The sequence below is a fragment of the Vibrio bivalvicida genome (assembly GCF_001399455.2).
Taxonomy (GTDB): domain Bacteria; phylum Pseudomonadota; class Gammaproteobacteria; order Enterobacterales; family Vibrionaceae; genus Vibrio; species Vibrio bivalvicida.
The window spans coordinates 105850-120785 of record NZ_LLEI02000091.1 but is presented as its reverse complement, the minus strand read 5'-3'; the positions used below and the strand labels follow the sequence as shown (position 1 = coordinate 120785).

Annotated in this window: 11 protein-coding genes; 4 read left to right on the top strand and 7 right to left on the bottom strand. The window is 45.1% G+C overall.

Going from position 1 to position 14936, the window contains the following annotated elements; genetic code table 11:
• Positions 1–14: 14 nt before the first annotated feature.
• The 3 genes from APB76_RS22135 to APB76_RS22125 are packed head-to-tail and all read right to left on the bottom strand — an operon-like array spanning position 15 to position 5443.
• The gene (locus APB76_RS22135) at positions 15–2822 is read right to left on the bottom strand and encodes an Hsp70 family protein (protein ID WP_054962576.1); all 2808 of its coding nucleotides are present in this window, start codon (positions 2820–2822) and stop codon (positions 15–17) included.
• Between the two features lie 57 nt (positions 2823–2879).
• On the bottom strand, positions 2880–4811 hold the full coding sequence (locus tag APB76_RS22130) for an Hsp70 family protein (RefSeq protein WP_054962575.1): 1932 nt from the start codon (positions 4809–4811) through the stop codon (positions 2880–2882).
• Entirely contained in the window at positions 4811–5443 is a 633-nt protein-coding gene (locus tag APB76_RS22125; protein WP_049845024.1) for a DUF2760 domain-containing protein, read from the bottom strand. Before APB76_RS22125 ends, APB76_RS22130 begins: the two co-directional genes overlap by 1 nt.
• Positions 5444–5764: 321 nt before the next feature.
• Between APB76_RS22125 and APB76_RS22120 the strand changes: the two genes are divergently transcribed.
• Positions 5765–7294 (top strand): sensor domain-containing diguanylate cyclase, encoded by a 1530-nt coding sequence (locus APB76_RS22120; RefSeq protein WP_054962574.1) that lies wholly within the window; start codon positions 5765–5767, stop codon positions 7292–7294.
• Positions 7295–7382: 88 nt separating this feature from the next.
• Complete coding sequence (locus APB76_RS22115; RefSeq protein ID WP_049845026.1) at positions 7383–7913, top strand: 3'-5' exonuclease; 531 nt, start codon at positions 7383–7385, stop codon at positions 7911–7913.
• Positions 7914–7962: 49 nt separating this feature from the next.
• On the opposite strand, the gene APB76_RS22110 is transcribed toward APB76_RS22115, so the two are convergent.
• The 4 genes from APB76_RS22110 to APB76_RS22095 all read right to left on the bottom strand — a co-directional run bounded on the left by APB76_RS22110 (position 7963) and on the right by APB76_RS22095 (position 12353).
• On the bottom strand, positions 7963–9411 hold the full coding sequence (locus APB76_RS22110) for an AGE family epimerase/isomerase (protein WP_054962613.1): 1449 nt from the start codon (positions 9409–9411) through the stop codon (positions 7963–7965).
• Between the two features lie 135 nt (positions 9412–9546).
• Positions 9547–10005, bottom strand: a complete 459-nt coding sequence (locus APB76_RS22105; RefSeq protein WP_054962573.1) for a tellurite resistance TerB family protein — start codon at positions 10003–10005, stop codon at positions 9547–9549.
• A gap of 77 nt (positions 10006–10082) precedes the next feature.
• On the bottom strand, positions 10083–11984 hold the full coding sequence (locus tag APB76_RS22100) for a metallophosphoesterase family protein (RefSeq protein WP_054962572.1): 1902 nt from the start codon (positions 11982–11984) through the stop codon (positions 10083–10085).
• A gap of 3 nt (positions 11985–11987) precedes the next feature.
• Positions 11988–12353, bottom strand: a complete 366-nt coding sequence (locus APB76_RS22095; protein WP_049845029.1) for a VC1380 family protein — start codon at positions 12351–12353, stop codon at positions 11988–11990.
• Between the two features lie 169 nt (positions 12354–12522).
• Between APB76_RS22095 and APB76_RS22090 the strand changes: the two genes are divergently transcribed.
• On the top strand, positions 12523–13797 hold the full coding sequence (locus APB76_RS22090; protein ID WP_408058743.1) for a MipA/OmpV family protein: 1275 nt from the start codon (positions 12523–12525) through the stop codon (positions 13795–13797).
• 120 nt (positions 13798–13917) lie between these two features.
• Positions 13918–14850, top strand: a complete 933-nt coding sequence (locus APB76_RS22085) for an ABC transporter substrate-binding protein (protein ID WP_054962571.1) — start codon at positions 13918–13920, stop codon at positions 14848–14850.
• The last annotated feature ends 86 nt before the right edge of the window (positions 14851–14936 follow it).

Sequence of the window (14936 nt, the reverse complement as noted above, 5' to 3'; positions counted from 1 at the left end):
ATGCATTTCAGCCATTAATGATTTACAAGAGTCAACCCACTAGGCAGAGCGTCGCCAAATACGCGCTTAGATTCGCTTTCTGATAGCTCTTTCACCTCTTCTACCAAGCTAACCCAGGATTCAGGCACCTTGCTTTGTTTTAGCTTAGCGAGAACTTGTTTTCTATAGTCATCAGAAATATCAAACAGACGATCACCTGTTTTTCGACAGATCATGACCGCGGCAAAAGCAATCATTGGTTCTTTTTGCCAGTTTTGCTCGAGTAATTTAGGTAGCCATTGTTCTGCTTGTTCACGAGGGATCACGCTGTGCTGACTGCCATACAGTGGAGTACGTGAAGCAAGCCTACCTAACGCCCACCAATGTGCTTGTTCGAACTGGTTATGGTTAATGGCTTTACTTATACACCAAGAAGCGAGAAGTACCTTATCTTCTATTTCAAGATGCTCCAATGAGGCGGCAAGTCTGACCATAGATTCGTAACCCATATCTTGCGCCGCTTTGGCTGACTGAGGGTTTTTCATCGCACCAGGGTGAAGATACTTAGCAATATCGGCAAGGATGCTCTCTTGCTGTTCTTGACTTAGTCCCCCAGCAATTCGGCGCCAGAAGACCCACCAGTCGGTCCAACCTTGATGATTTTTAAACTGAATCCCCTGTTGGTAGAGCCCCCAAACTTGCTCGATACGCCATGAATCAGTAGCATCGCCAAAACCAGGACGCAGCGAGAAGCCAGCCAAACGTAACCAGTTCTTTTCGTGCGGTTCAGAGCGACGACGACGTTTGCGTCCGAGTGCAAAAACATCAAACAGCTGACGTAAAGTAGAAAAATCCCACTCATCACGTTTACCCAGTTTCCGTTCGAGATCTTTGGCAAGGGTTTTGATTTCTTTAGAATCCGCGCTTTTCTTATTGCCACTGTAGATACGAGAAATCAGCTCTTGACATTCGGGCAGGCGAGGGTGAAGACTCTCTTCAACTTGCTCTTCTGCTTGTTGGTTACGAACTTCGAATTCTAATTCCCAACGCTTTGTGTCGTCTTCGACATGGACACACTCCATTTTCAGCGTGCCGACTTCGGTTAGCTGACAGGCGAGCTGAACTTCAACTCGCTCTTTCTGGTTGGCTTGCAGCTCGATTCCTTCACCTTCCAGTGTCGAGATGTAAGGGGGTAGCGGCGCGAATAGGTCTGGGTCAATATCAACCATGACGCCATTTTGAATGGCTGTGTTGTTGGACAGCGTGTCGTGTGTCGTTGTTAGAAGGTTAAAACGAACAGGTTCGCCCAAGGTTAATGAGAATCGGCGACCACTAAGTCTAATCTCGTGCCCTTCCTCGGTCCCTTTTGATAGCAAACAGAGTGCCTTGCCCATTTTGTTCTTTTCTTGAAGATGTAAGAAGTAAGAACGTGCTGCGCCACCACCGATTTTAAGTTGCGCACCTCGGCGAGCCTTACTAAAAGCGACAGCGCCAAGTGCGACTGACCAATCCGGATGAGGGTTATCGAGCACCGTGACATCGTCACCACGCCAGTTGCCAAGCAATTGGGTAACACGCTGAGTGACAAGGTCACTATTGAACACACCACCGTTGAGCAGGATGCCTGCAGGGATAGCGGGTTTGTAGGGGTCGTCTTGCTTGAGCGCTGCCATTGAAACTTGCTGATGTTGGCTCAAAAACTCTGCAACATGCTTACTGACCGCAGGATCGGCGACGTAAGGCAGACCGAACTCAACGACAGCACTGCGTCTTTTATCTGGGGTGTCAGTAAAATCAGACAATGGGAAGAATCCATCTAGAGCAATTTGATGAACTTCTTGCTTTGAAAGGCCGATACTCTTCGTCCCGCCAAGAAGTTTTGAACCGCTGCCGAGCATAGTGATCTTTACTTCTTCAGGCGCGTTGCTAGAAAGTAGATTTTCTTTTGCCTTGCGCGTTTGCTGAATCAGTTTGGTTAAGCTAGCTGCATTGAGCTTTTTACTTTGATTGAAGCGCTGCTCTGACAGATGTGCTAAAGCAAGGTCGAGATTATCACCACCGAGCATTAAGTGATCACCAACGCCGATGCGATCCAAAGAGAGCTCACCTTGATCGAACTTAGCTTCAATCAAACTTAAATCAGTTGTACCACCACCGATATCACAGACAAGAATTAACGGAAGGTCTTTTAGCTCTTCTGCTGCACTTTGCTGGTGGCGCGCATACCAGTCGTAGCAAACCGCTTGTGGCTCTTCGAGAAGCACAATTTTATTTAATCCTACGAGCTGCGCGGCTTCAAGGGTAAGTTTGCGCGCTGTTTCGTCGAATGAAGCAGGAACCGTCACCACCACTTCTTGGTCTTCGAGTTTATTGCTTGGATTGCGATAGTTCCAAGCAAGTCGAATGTGGTTCAGGTAGCTTGCGCTGGCGATAACAGGCGAGACTTTATCGACATCCGTTGCTCCTGCCCAAGGCAAAATGTCGGAGCTTCGATCCACCGCTTGGTGCGAGAGCCAGCTTTTGGCACTAGAAACTTGCCGACCTTCCACTTTGGCACCGAGCTCTCGCGCCCATTCGCCAACAATCACTTGGCTAATGTCACCCAAGACAGGTTCATTATCCCATGGCAGTGTTAAGTCTGATGGGGAGACTTGACCTGCCGCTGGGTGATAACGGAAAGAGGGTAGCAATGGCTTGCGCACGACTTCACCCGGGCCAATTAACTGGTCTATTTCAAATAGGGAAACGGCAGAGTTTTGTAGGTCGTCGGTGATTTCACAGAATGCGACAACCGTGTTGGTTGTACCTAAATCAATACCGACTAAGAATCGAGGAGATGCCATAGATAACCTTATTTGCGGACAACTTAAAACAACGGCACCCAGAGGTGCCGTTAATCGTTATGCTTGTTCTGAGTTCGAGCTTGCGTCTTCGCGGACATCAAATTCAACATGCCACTTCTGCCCATTGTCAGCAGCGATAGCTTCAAGATACAAAGTACCGAGTTCAGTGACGCGTGAGGCAAGAGTCACCGGAACGACTTCACCTTCACGGCGCCCTTCAGAGACAGGCAGCGTGACTTGAATCTCAGGCAGTTCGTCTAGCTCTTCAGGAGCCCAATGGTCTAGGTGAGTACCAGCGATGTCGTCACGACGAACGGTAGAACCAAAGAACTGGAAGTTAACCGGTTGACCAATGATAAGCCCAAACTCTTGGCTTGGAACATCAGCGCTGGATCCTTCTTCCATGCCAAATGGAGCCACACACAGTGCTTCCATCGGTGGAGCCATCCCTGGAATTGCTGGCATAGCGCTTTCAATACCTACATAATAGCTAGACGCGACACCACCGCGAATTCGAACGCCTTCTCCTCGGCGAACGCTGCCGTAGTATGAAGCTCCGCTAGCCACTGCCAGATCGAGGTCAACACCAGTCAAACGCTTCGCCATTTCGCTATCTGCATCAATCAACCATTCGTTGAGCGTTTCTTCGAGACGATTAGCAAGAAGCGTAGATTTTAGGACGCCACCGTTAAACAAAATCGCAGTCGGTTTGATGAAGTCACAAGATTGAGCGGTTTCACCACTTGGCATGCCTGGCATATTGGCAAATGGGTTGTACTCTTGTTCAATTTCAGAACCAGAAAGTGCGTTGGCTTGTTTAGTCAAGAAAGCAGCAATATGGCGAGTAATACCTGCGTCTTGCGCGTAAGGTAGGCCCATTTGAGTCAGTGCGCCACGGTTACGCTGAACGGGATGCTCGCTAACAGCAACTTTAGGGAAGAATCCATCAACAAGTGTCTGCTGTACTTCTTGCTGAGTTAGTTCTGTTTTAAGCGTCGCACCTAGTAGCTTAGAACCACGGCTAGGTACAACGATAGGCACTGATTGAAGCTCACTATCGTTTAGTAGGGCTTCTTTTGCATCACGACATGCATGAGTCATTGCCTGAACTTGCCAAGGCTGAAGCTCTTTGCCTTCTTGAGCTAGCTTCATCTTGAGACGATAAGCCAGCGCAAGGTCCATATTGTCGCCACCCAGTAGAATGTGTTCACCGACAGCGATACGATTCAGCGTTAGGTTACCTTCTTCTTCCGTCACCTCAACAAGAGAAAGGTCAGTTGTACCCCCTCCGATATCGACAACAAGAACAATATCGCCAATAGAGACTTCATCGCGCCATTTGTCGTTACTATTATCAATCCAGTTGTAGAGTGCAGCTTGTGGCTCTTCAAGTAGCGTTAGGTGAACAAAGCCCACATTACGCGCAGCTTCAGCGGTTAGATCGCGTGCGGCAGGATCGAACGATGCAGGAACAGTAATAGTAACGTCTTGATCGGCTAACGGGTTATTTGGGTTGGTATGATCCCAAGCTTGCTTTAGGTGCTCTAAATAAAGTTCAGTGGTACGTAGTGGTGACACCTTCTCAACTTCTTCAGGGCTACCAGCAGGAAGAAACGCATCACGACGATTTACGCCACCATGACATAACCAAGATTTAGCACTGGCAATTAAGCGAATTGGTGTTTTGGCACCAAGGTTGCGAGCAATAGCACCCACCAAAGCCGTTGGTTCAGATGACCAAGGCAACACTCGTGATGCAGGGTTCATCTCGTGTTCGTGTGGTTGGTATAGGAACGAGCCTAACTGGCTACGAGTTTCAACCGTACCTGGTGCAGTCAACTGAGGAACCGCCATCACTTCAACACGGGCATCTTCAACGTGAGTGTCGACATAGGACAACACGCAGTGAGTAGTACCTAAGTCGATACCGACACTGAACTTTGGTGCATTGGATTCGGTGTGTTGCTGTTGGTTATTTTGATGTTCCATTATAGCTCAACCTCAGCAGGAGCAATGATAGATGCATCGTAGTTTTCAGCGAGTTTAGGTAAGTCCATCGCGCTCGCTTTCCAACCTTTGTGAACCAGTGTGCCATTGAATGGTGCGTTACCTGTAACGTTGCCTGTAAGGCGAACTTGTTGTGGGTTAAAACCATCTTCAATTGTGATACGAGTTTCTTCGTCTTCATTGCGAATATGCTCTAGCGTTACGTAGTCACTCAGTACCTTTTTACCACCAGTGTGGATAACGCGAGCAGCTGCGCCAACTTCTTCATCAGAGAAGGTAGTCAGGTCTTCCTTCAGGAAATCAACAAGGCGAGCTTCTTGCTGCATGATCGACAGAAATTGCATTGCGGAATCGGTAGATGCAGTTGCCAGCTTTGATTCAACTTCAACCACTCTTTCGATGACTTTTTCAACTTCGACCACTTTTTCTACTTCAATGATCTTTTCGACTGGTTTTTCTACTTCAACGATTTTCTCAACTGGTTTCTCTACCACTTTCTCAATCACTGTAGATTTGCGAGAAACCGCGATAAGTAGCAGCAATACACTTGAAGCAGCAAGGCCTGCGTGAAGCATATCGAACGTTTGAGGGATCATTTGTAAATCGAACGTCATGACAATTCTCTTAATGTTTAAGTGTAAGGAGAGATTGGCTCAATCTCTGCTTGGGCTCAGATGGCGGTATGAGCCTATTTGTACTGATAAATTGGGGCAGATATTAGCATAATCAAGTCACCATTCTGCTACTAAAAGCGCTTTAATCCGATGCTATAAAGCTTAAGTGATGGGTTTTTATTCGATTATTTACTCAAAAAGAGGCATACCGCACGGAACTTGAATAGTTTCATATGTAATCGACAATCTCGCTTTATGTAACTAAATGGATAACGCTAGAATGTCGCGTTTATTTTTCTGTGTCGTTTTACAAAATGCTTTATGCAACAATTGACTAAAAAGAAGTATTTATATCCGTTTTTTGCATTCATTTTCACCTTGATCGTGACCTTGTACGCAGTCTATTTTGTCTATCAATCTCAGTTTAATTACACGGTGTCATTGGTCGATAAACTCGCTGATCAACAAGCGGAAAACCTTCAGCAGGTTGTCGAGAGTGACCTGCAATTTATCGGAGCTGGCGCCAATTTTTTTCATGCTACTCAGCCCGAGGACTGGCATCGATTCCCAGTATTTGCCGATCAGATTGTTTCTGCTTCACAAACACTTATCGCGCTGCAATGGATGCCGCGCATTGAACAAAATCAAATCGTTAGCCATATTCAAAAGGTTAAGCGAACATACCCGTTTTATGAGATCTATACAGTACCCAAGGATGGACCAAAGACTCTTGGCTACATTATGCCAAACAATGAGCCAATCTATCCTGCATCCGATGTGTATCCCCGAAATCAGGCCAATTTCAATGCGTTAGGCTATTACTCGTCTCGGCTGCGTTTTCAACTGGTCCTAGATGGAATCCGTGAAACTGGGCTGCCTAGTGTTTCTGACAAAATTCGATTACTGCAAGATGGGCTCGATAGGAGTCTCGAAAAATCGGGGCTATTGGTTTATCACCCAGTGTTTAGCGCTGAAAACAGCGAAGAGTTGGTGGGAGTCGTGATAGGTGTTATCCGCTCGACCAGATATTTTGAGTCTATTGTTGTACGCACCGCCACAGAACAAGATTTGTTAGTAAAGGTTACCGATATAGGGTTTGACGCGGAAGACGACCCGATCTTATATGAAAGTATCAACTGGGACATGACAAGCGGTATTGAGATTACTAAACGCGTTGTGTTACCTAATCGTGAGTGGATTGTTGATTTCAAACTCGATAAAAAAACGACTGACAATGACCGCATCGTGCTGATCGGAATTTTAATAGCAGGAACTGTTATTGCTTGCCTTTCGAGTTACATTGTTTTGCTGTTGGTTCGCGATCAAGAGCACCTAGAAGTACTGCTTGATGAGCGCACTAAAGAGCTTCAGTTCTTAGTCGATCACGATACGCTAACAGGGATATACAACCGCCGAGCGTTTAGTCGTTACCTTACTGACAAAGTCAGTGGTCAAGAATCCTTTGCGTTAGCTGGGTTTGACATTGATAACTTCAAACTGATTAATGACCATTACGGCCATGTAGCTGGTGATGAAATGTTGTGTCATGTGGCTAAAACAGTACAAAGCAATCTTGAACCTAGTGACGTTTTTGTCCGCATGGGTGGCGACGAATTTTGCATTATCTCTCATATTACTGATCGCTACGAACTGTTTAACTATCTAGATAGAGTTGGTTGCGCAGTGGCGACCTCGGCGTATGAGTTTGATGGGAAGATGATCAAATGCTCGTTGAGTATTGGTGCCGCGATACGTCGTATGGAGAACGAAGAAGATATAATGCAAGCCTCTGATGCTCAACTGTATAAGAGTAAGCAAGCGGGTCGAAACTGTGTCTCGATTGCAGAATAACTAGCCAATTGGCGTGCTGACATTCGAGTTTTTGATTATTCTGATGTAGAATTTTGCGCTTTCAGATTATTTTGAACAAAGGCGAACCATGAACCATAACCGTGTAGTTTGTTTCGATTTAGAAATGTGCTGTTGGAATGAAAACGGTGTCGGTACAACTGGCGAAATCATCGAAGTCGGGCTTGCAGAGATTGACCTAATTAAAGGGGAAATCGTTAAGCGTGCTCAGTATTACGTTAAACCCGACACAGATGAAGTCTCGCTGTTTTGTTCTCAGCTAACTGGTATTACACCGCGCAAGGTTGAAAAACAAGGTCGACCACTAGAAGACGTTCTCAAATCTATGGTGAAAAACTTTGGTGGCGCAAACAAGATTTATGCTGCTTGGGGTCGTGATGACAAAGTATTAAGGCAGGAATGTTTGAATAAGGGCATCAATATGCCATTTAATGAGTTTATCAACTTAGCAACCTTGTTCCGAATTCAAAATCGCCTCAAAGATAAACGAATAGGGCATAAAGCCGCTCAGGAAAGCAAAGGGATTGAGTGGGAAGGACGCCAGCATTCCGGATATGTTGATGCGTATAACCTTGCCAAACTGGCTTTGACCATGTTTTAGCTGGGCTCTGATCAATGAATGCCCGATGGGTATGCATCGGGCATTAGTATCATGGTCTAATCCCTTCAAAACTTACTTTCTGTATCTTCTCATTTGATAGCCTAGTTACCTTTTTAACATCCCCTCGATAGTAATAAGGGACAAAGGTTAACGTGCTATTTTGAGGCCTGGCGTAGTAGAGTTCTGCTGTTTGATGAGTGCTGTGCTGTGCAAACAGGTAGCCAATCAGTGCATGCTCAAATTGATGATAACCATTCCCCCAATGGAATGCTTTGGTACGCTTTGGGTCAAGTCCAACGCCACCGTACTGGTGATCGACCCACGCATCTTGAAATATTGGCAAGGTAAATTCCAATACATTATTCATGGACTTATCAACCATAGAAACAGTCATTGCCGCTTGATCAAGCTCAGCCCACTCCCATGATGAACTGCCCTCTGAGTATGGGCGACTACGCCAACCTATAATTTTTTGCCCCTGCCACTTTTTTTTGAGCGTTTCACCAAACAGATACGAGACAGAACTGAAATCACGCTCTTTTTGTGCCTGTTCCAAGGTGTGTTTCATTCCATTGAAGCCAAAATCGGACCAGTCTTTGTTGCCAAGTCTCTGCCCAGTTAGATAGGTCATCCAGTAGGCTTTGATGGTGTGACCAAAATCATTGTGCTTAGCGTCAGGCATCATTACCGCTTTATGATGAATGGCGCCGTAAAAGCGTTGCTCATCGTTGGAGTGATAATGACTTATCAATATTTGGGTTAGCCAGGACAAGTCAGCTAACCATTTTGACTTGGCAGGTTCTGGAAGTAGGGGGGCCACTAAGAGTAAATAACCATTGATTTGGTCAAGTTGTGCGACTAGCTCTCGTTGACGTGCACTCTCTCCGTCACCATCTTTTAGGACCCAAGCTAACCCTTGCTGATCTTCTAAGCGATATTTGTCGAAGATAAATGCTTGTTGCTTGATCAGTACTTGCTCGACTTTTTTGTCTTGAGTTAGGTAGTAGTACATAGCGAGCCCAACCAACGCATAGGCTTGATCTTGAGAAGTACGTTGTTGCCAGTGTAAGCCAGGTTTTCCTTGTTGAGTGAAACTGATAAAACCGCCATTATTAGCGTCTTGGAGTTGGTCAATTAAATAGTATGCTCCTTGCTTGGCGAGTTCGAGTGCTTTTGGATCGCCACTGAGATGAAACAAGACACCATAAGCATAAGTTTGGCGTGATTTCATTCGAGTATAATCCCGGTCAAAGTTGGGCGTAATCCACCCCTTATTCAGTTCAGGGCAAACGTTATTGACGTCAAGTAGGGTTCCGTTGTCACAACGAAATGTTGGAAAGTTGCCTATTGGCTTGCCTAGTGCGCTTGGCATTATCCAGTAAGGTGCTAGACCTTGGGTTGTGTGATTGAGCCAATCTTGTCCGGAAGGTAAATTAGCATTAGTGTAAGAACTAAAAGCTAATGCACTAAGCAGTAGCGTGGTTTTATGTAGTGTCATCATCGACCTGTATCGTATTGAATTTTCTCCAATATAAACAAACATGATTGCGCATTGTGCCGACACAATCACAGAGTTTGTCTGGTACAAGGTTGCTGTAATGACACTCCCGTAAATGAGGTGTTTCAGGTTAGACTATAGGATATCAGTATCATCAATTGCGGATAGTTTGGCGCGTATAAACTCACTATGGTCGACATAAAGCAGCTCTGCGGTTTTTCGTATTACAGAGTCTTCTAATGGATCAATCTCGCCATCAGCATTCGCCACTTCCCACATCGCTTTAATAAGTGCGAAACGGGCCTCTTGACTTAGCTCTCGCAATTGAGATGTGAAGTCGTAGAGAGAAGCTGAATCTTTACTGCGCATTTCTGCTCTGCTTAACAGAGTTTTTGCACCAGATTCATCTAAATCGAGTAAACGTGTCAATAGGTGGCGTTTCGCATCGATTTCAACTTGCTCAATTTGGTGGTCTGCACCGGCAACTTCACACAGTAAGCACGCAATAGCCAAGTTTACATCAGGTTGCGCGTTTTGACCTAAGTCTTGACCTTCGAGTAATTGTTTAAATAGCGAGGCAATAGAATTCAGCATACTTAAAACCTTTGTAGTATCACTATTTCTATAAATAGTGGTGATCAGTGAACATCTCAAGGGTCTTTACAAAAACCTTACTTTTCTTTTATCGGTGGAAAATCCCACTCCCGTCCATCACCAGTAAGGATGGAGATTCGTTCTGGTTTGCCTTGCTTATCCAACTTAAGTTCGCCGACGGCACTGGTATTCACAAGACGGCGCGTTCCTTCGCCGTTGGGGTCACGTTTTTTAATTTTAAGTCTCTTGCGCTTGGTAAAGAAATTAAGCGGAGAGCGCGGTGAATACAGTAACCTATCAGCATGATCACAAACACCGAGTAAAGGCTCTGGAAACTGGTTTTTGAACCCGCTACAGGTGATCTGAAAAATGTTTGGACTGCTGCGTCTGAACCTAAGCTTAATATCGTAAGCAAAAGAGTAGTGCACATCGCCGGACAAAATGACGAAATTCGTTGGTGTTTTAGTATGGGTGAAAATACTCAATAGCGTATTGGCGCTTCCGGGGTGAGCCATCCAGTTCTCGGCATCAATTAGTAGCGGTTGGCCTAAAACTGTCGCGCCTTTCTGTAGAGCCTCGATAAACTTAACCCCAAACATAGGAGCAGCAGAGACAATGACCACTTTATCCTGATGCATCAGTTCTTGCTGAAACTCAACCAGTGCTTCCCAGTCCATTAAACCAGAAGGCTTGTTCATACGAGATTCAGAGCGCCAACGACGGGTACGAGTATCAAGTACGACTACTTTAGGCGAGCAGTGAATCGTGTAGTGCCAACGCTCAAAGGTATAGAGATACTTTATAAAGTCATCTTGCTGTTGGCCGCCGGGTTGTTCTAGAAATCGCGTAGCGATGGAAATAAATTCTTGGTTGAAGTTGTCTGGTTCATTGCCCCATCCTTGGCAAAGCCAGTACGCAATCAGTCCATTACCAATGATACGACTAGAAAACGCATTGCCATAGGCGGCTCTTTCCCAGCCGATGGTCAAGTTCCAATCATCGGTGATGTCGTGGTCATCAAATATCATGTAAGTCGGGATGTGGGCAAACAGTCTTTGGATTTGAGGTAAGCCTTCTACGAATTCATCGATAACCGTTTTTTCTTCGCGCCACTGCTGCTGAAACGTAGGAGAAATGCGTTTATCTGCATGAGTAAACTTCTTGTCCAGCAAATTGTTTAGGTTGAGATAAGGCCAAAGCGTGGGAGACCACACCAATAGGTACATGGCAACGAATTCTGAAAATGTGACTAGATGATTCTCCGCTTCACGTGAACTGAAAATAGGGGCGTTACGGTGAGGAAACAGTTTAGTCAGCCAACTGCCGTCATCGACATAGTGCGGTAGTATCTTGTCACGGCCATAATAACAGTCAGGGTGAGTATATAATTCTTGGCTCGATTTGATGGGAGCTTGTGCGAACTGTTCGTCTGGCAGACCAAGTAATTTAATGGTTTGTAAGATGGCATCTAAGGTAGGCCCTGCAACGTGGTCAGCGTAAATCTGGTCACCACTCATCATTAGTAGATCGGGACGTTCTGGCAATGATTGAGTTGCTACTTTTGCGTCCATTTGAACCAAAGCATCTTGGCTCGGGTGATGTGGGTTACGACATGAGCCATGAAGTATGTAGTCAGCTTTAGTTGAGATCTTAAAGGTTAGGCTCTGCTCATCTTGGTATAGGAGATCAGGGTATAGCGATGTCAGAGCACCATGTTGGGTATGAAATTCATAGCTAAGCGCGACATGGGTAGGGAAGTCGCCCTTAAATTGAGCCAGCGTTACATAACAACGTTTACCGATAGCCAATTGCTGGCACTGGCTGAGATCTTGTGAGAAGACATCCCCTAACTGAGGTTCCAATTTTAGCACAAACCGACCGCTAATCGGTTCACTGGTCACGAGCCAAAAAACGAGTTCGTTTGGGGTGGTCTTACGTAAGATAGGTCCGGCAATTAGGAAAGGTACACTGTTATTCATTCACTACTCAGTTGGTGGCTCAGGGAGTTCGGGATCTTCAAGGATTTCGATGATTTCTGAACTAGAAAGTTCATGTCCCATCAAAAATAAAGCCAACATGGCATCTGCTTTGGTTTTTGTATCAGACTGTTCTTCAATGATTTGCTCGAATCGGTGACGAATCATTTCTATTTCGTGTTCGACAAACCCCCGTCCTTCCTCTTCGCCCTGTGTTTCTTCTGGAGCGCTGTCGAAGGACAAAAACATCATGTCACCGTCGAGTTCTGTGTCGAGCAAGCGTTCAGGCAACCAATACTCTCCAGTGACAATATCTGGATCTGCGTGCTCTGGTAAGGACTCGATTATTCTTTTTAGTTTGGAGGCTTTCACAATTTTTCGATTTAAGTGATCATATCTTTATATTTTAACGACGAATGACCGAGAAACATAAGTATTAACTGTTTTAATTGGTTAGTTTTTGAGTGCTTTAGTCACTTTTGGACAAAAAATGATAACTAATAAACGTTTATCCGCGTTAACTCTTTCTGTTAGTAGTTTGATGTCAGCGTCACTGGATGCTAAAGAGTCAAGTGCGTTTAGCGAACAAAATTGGGGGATAGCCGCAGTCTATCGCACCGCCACCATCCCATTTGATACTAAAGGTGGTGATCATTCTGTCGGTACATTTGTGCCTATGATGTTCTTCAATAATGACCACGTGTTTGTCAATGGCCTTGAGGGGGGAGCATACCTTCATCAAAGTGAAGATCAACAGTTCCAGTTGAATGCACTGATGAGGCTACGTTTTGTCGATATCCCGGCTTCGGTACAAAATGCCAATGAAGGTGATTCTGTTGATTTCGGTGGTCAGCTCAGATACAAACTGGATGACAAGTGGCGGCTCGACACGGAATTGATGAGCGACAAAGATCTGCGTATTCATCTCAATCTGCGAGCGTCAGCCCAGTACGAGCTTGGTGATTGGGAGCTGCAGCCTGATGTGACGTTGAGATACAAAGACTCAGACTTTAACAGTGAGTACTACGCTTTTTCCGCCACTACCAATCAGTTTATTGGTGCAGGGGTTGACGCAACAATAGGACTAAAAGCGCGTTACCACGTACACTCAAATCTCTATCTACTTGGAGCCACGAGTGTGACTCGACTAGATCATAGCGCGTACCACTCTGATGCCGTCAGAGAACGGTATCAAGGTGAGTTTTATATTGGCTTTGGATTCTTTAATGATAAGACGAAAGCGCCTAAATCTCAGCTTACTAGTAAACGTTATGTTCGTTTTTCCCATGGTTGGGCAACGCCTTCAAATATTGGTGAGATTATTGCCTTTAATACTGAAAAAGATCCGTACAATAACCAGATGACTTCGGTGTTTTATGGTCACCCTTTAACTGATGAACTGTTCGGTATTCCTTTAGATATCTATTTTACGCCGGGTATTGTTCATCATTGGTCATCTGAAGTGCAGTCAACGGCGACTGAATATATTGCGGCGATAAAGGCTTACTACACCTTGGATTGGCCAACCAAGTGGCGCTTTGGTGTGGCTGAGGGGATGTCTTATATCGACAGTATGACGTATGTCGAGAACGAAGAGATGAAGTCAAAAGGGTACACACCTAGTAACTTGCTTAATTACTTAGATTTTTCGTTTGATGTCAATCTTGGTGATCTAATCAACAACCGAGACTTCGAAAATATGTGGTTGGGTTATTCGATTCATCATCGCAGTGCGATATTTGAAAGTGCTTCCCAGTATGGGCGTATCAAAGGCGGCAGTAACTACAACACTCTTTATTTACAAATAGACTTCTAAACAAACACCAAGGAGCAGCAATTTTGCTGCTCTTTCTGTTTCTAGGGGCGCGGTATCGGTTGGGGAAGTGAATTTGTCCTACTCTTATACGTAGCAGCATAATCATAATGGAGGTAACTGATGCGAAAAGTCCTCCTATTTGTGCTTGCTTTGTTGGTAACTTCACCGATATCTAGTGAGTCTATTCGTTTGTTGTCGCTAGATTGGAGTAGTCAGCAAGTCATTACAAAGGCTTTAGGAATACTTATTGAGCGACAGGGGATTGAAGTTGAGTTCATTCATGCAACATCTGATGCCCAATGGTTTCTGCTTGCGCAAGGTAAAGCAGACATTCAGGTTGAAGTTTGGCAAGGCTCAATGGGGACAAAGTACGAAGAGCTTGTGACAAAAGGGTTTATACAAGAGGGAGCGACTCATTACGCCGAAACACGAGAAGAGTGGTGGTACCCAAGTTACGTAGAACAACTATGCCCTGGCCTACCTAAATGGGAGGCTCTAAAATCTTGTGCTTCAGTATTTTCTGAGGACGAAGGGGATAAAGGTATCTATTACACAGGTCCGTGGGAAAAGCCCGATGCGGCAAGAGTCAGGGCGTTAGAATTGGATTTGCAAGTACATATTTTGCCAGATGGTGAATCAATCAACAATAAGATACATAGCTACGTTAAGGTCAAACGACCTCTGTTGATCTTTAATTGGTCACCCAATTGGGTAGAGGCGAAGTATGACGGGAGTTTTGTTGAGTTTCCGCCGTACAGTAAGGAGTGTGAACATGAGCCTGAATGGGGAGTGAACAGCAAGTTCAACTGGGATTGTGGCAATCCCAAAGGTGGTTGGCTAAAAACAGCAGTTTCCAACAAACTGCAAGAGAAGTCTTTGTGCACCTTTGATATTGTATCTACTTTCAAACTGACAAATCAACATGTTGCGTCCGCGGCGCTTCTCGCTGATGTAGACAAACTATCAGTCAATCAAGCTGCTCTTGAGTGGTTGGATAAATACGCTACTGAGCAACAAGGCTGGCTTAATCATACATCCTGTAAGCCTTTGTGACGAATAAATAAAGCACAGGCTTACCCAACCACTTCCTGTATTCTGTGATACAATTCGCACGTTTTAGATCAAGATAAGAATAGGAA

Coding starts and splice junctions, on each gene's coding strand:
- APB76_RS22090 (WP_408058743.1), top strand. CDS start 12,523: ATGTCAGCGTCACTGGATGCTAAAGAGTCAAGTGCGTTTAGCGAACAA.
- APB76_RS22105 (WP_054962573.1), bottom strand. CDS start 10,005: ATGCTGAATTCTATTGCCTCGCTATTTAAACAATTACTCGAAGGTCAA.
- APB76_RS22135 (WP_054962576.1), bottom strand. CDS start 2,822: ATGGCATCTCCTCGATTCTTAGTCGGTATTGATTTAGGTACAACCAAC.
- APB76_RS22115 (WP_049845026.1), top strand. CDS start 7,383: ATGAACCATAACCGTGTAGTTTGTTTCGATTTAGAAATGTGCTGTTGG.
- APB76_RS22120 (WP_054962574.1), top strand. CDS start 5,765: ATGCAACAATTGACTAAAAAGAAGTATTTATATCCGTTTTTTGCATTC.
- APB76_RS22125 (WP_049845024.1), bottom strand. CDS start 5,443: ATGACGTTCGATTTACAAATGATCCCTCAAACGTTCGATATGCTTCAC.
- APB76_RS22085 (WP_054962571.1), top strand. CDS start 13,918: ATGCGAAAAGTCCTCCTATTTGTGCTTGCTTTGTTGGTAACTTCACCG.
- APB76_RS22100 (WP_054962572.1), bottom strand. CDS start 11,984: ATGAATAACAGTGTACCTTTCCTAATTGCCGGACCTATCTTACGTAAG.
- APB76_RS22110 (WP_054962613.1), bottom strand. CDS start 9,411: ATGACACTACATAAAACCACGCTACTGCTTAGTGCATTAGCTTTTAGT.
- APB76_RS22130 (WP_054962575.1), bottom strand. CDS start 4,811: ATGGAACATCAAAATAACCAACAGCAACACACCGAATCCAATGCACCA.